Below are 1,501 nucleotides of genomic sequence, written 5' to 3' on the forward strand. Positions count from 1 at the left end.
CTACGCCGGCGGCGAGGTGCCGGAGACCAACCTCGGCCTGATGCCGTGCCTGGTCACCAGCTACGAGCAGGGCATGAAGTGGAAGAAGGCGGAGATCGGCCGGGAGCTGACCCGCATCCTCGACTCCAAGGGCATCGTGCTGCTGAGCTGGGTCTGGCAGTCGGGCAGCACCGCGTCGCGCGGCGGCCCGGTGGTCGAGCCGGAGGATTTCAAGGGCCTGAAGGTGCGCGGCGGCTCGCGCGAGATGGACATGATGCTGAAGGCCGCGGGTGCCGCGGTCAGCACCATTCCTTCCAACGAACTCTATGCGGGCATGCAGACGGGTGCCGTGGACGCCGCCATCACCTCGGCGACCAGCCTGATCTCCTTCAAGCTGGAGGAGCTGTCGAAGAACCTCACGGTCGGCCGGCAGGGCAGCTACTGGTTCATGCTGGAGCCGCTGATGATGTCGAAGCAGGTCTTCGACGCGCTGCCCGCCGACCAGCAGAAGGTGCTGGTGCAGGTCGGCGAGGAGGTCGAGACCTTCGGCTACGAGCAGGCGCGCGCCGACGACGCCCGCATCTCGGAGATCTACGGCAAGGCCGGGGTCAAGGTGCAGGAGATGTCGGCGGCCACCGTCAACCGCTGGAAGGAGATCGCCCGCGAGACCGCCTGGAAGGACTTCGCCGAGCGCACCAAGGACGGTGCGCGCCTGCTGAAGCTGGCGGAGTCCGTCTGATGTCCACCGCCGAACGGAACCTGGTGATCGAGGCGGCGGCCCGGCCGGTGCAGCGGGCGCCGGGTCTCCGCGTGGTGGGGGCGCTGCTGGACATCGTGAACCGGGTGGTGGTGGTGCTGTCGGCCATCGCGCTGGTGGTCGCCGGCGCGGTGCTGACCCATGAGGCGGTGGTCCGCTACGTCTTCCGCCACCCGGCGGACTGGCAGGACGAGTTGGCGGTGTTCCTGCTGGTCGGCGCCACCTTCATGTCGGCGGCCTGGGTGCAGGCGCGGCGCGGCCACGTCGCCATCGACGCGGTGGCCGAGCTGCTGCCGGCCGGGGTGGACCGGGTGCGCCGCTTCCTGGCCGACGTCGCCTCGCTGGTCTTCTGCGCGTTCTTCGCCTGGAAGTCGTGGGCGCTGTTCCACGAGGCGTGGGAGGACGGCATGGTCACCCATTCCGCCTGGGCGCCGCCCTTGTGGATCCCCTACTCGGTCATGTCGCTCGGCATGACGCTGCTGGCGCTGCAGATGCTGCTGCAGATCCTCGACTCGCTGCTGGGCAGCCGGGAGGAGGCGTGATGGGTGCGCTGGAACTCGGCCTGCTGTACGGCGCGGCGACGCTGGGCATCCTGTTCACCGGCATCCCCATCGCCTTCGCGCTGGGGCTGGTGGCGCTGATCTTCATGTGGATCTTCATGCCGGCGGCGTCGCTCGACACCATCGCGCAGAACGTCTACGAGGAGATGGCGAGCATCACGCTGCTCACCATCCCGCTGTTCATCCTGAAGGGCGCCGCCATCGG

At 68.8% G+C, this 1,501-nt stretch carries 3 protein-coding genes; all 3 read left to right on the forward strand.

The genetic code is table 11. The features are described from left to right. Nucleotides 1-718 (forward strand): TRAP transporter substrate-binding protein DctP (gene dctP, locus TSO221_RS34615; RefSeq protein WP_109122974.1); only part of this gene is annotated, 718 nt, incomplete at its 5' end. Beyond that, nucleotides 718-1,278 (forward strand): TRAP transporter small permease, encoded by a 561-nt coding sequence (locus TSO221_RS34620; protein WP_109122975.1) that lies wholly within the window; start codon nucleotides 718-720, stop codon nucleotides 1,276-1,278. The genes dctP and TSO221_RS34620, both read left to right, overlap by 1 nt. Then, on the forward strand, nucleotides 1,278-1,501 hold a 224-nt coding region (locus tag TSO221_RS34625), incomplete at its 3' end, for a TRAP transporter large permease subunit (protein WP_146209014.1). The genes TSO221_RS34620 and TSO221_RS34625, both read left to right, overlap by 1 nt.

The sequence above is a fragment of the Azospirillum sp. TSO22-1 genome, from assembly GCF_003116015.1.
GTDB lineage: Bacteria > Pseudomonadota > Alphaproteobacteria > Azospirillales > Azospirillaceae > Azospirillum.

Excerpts from the sequence above, each read along its gene's own strand:
- TSO221_RS34620 (WP_109122975.1), top strand. The coding sequence starts at position 718 with ATGTCCACCGCCGAACGGAACCTGGTGATCGAGGCGGCGGCCCGGCCG.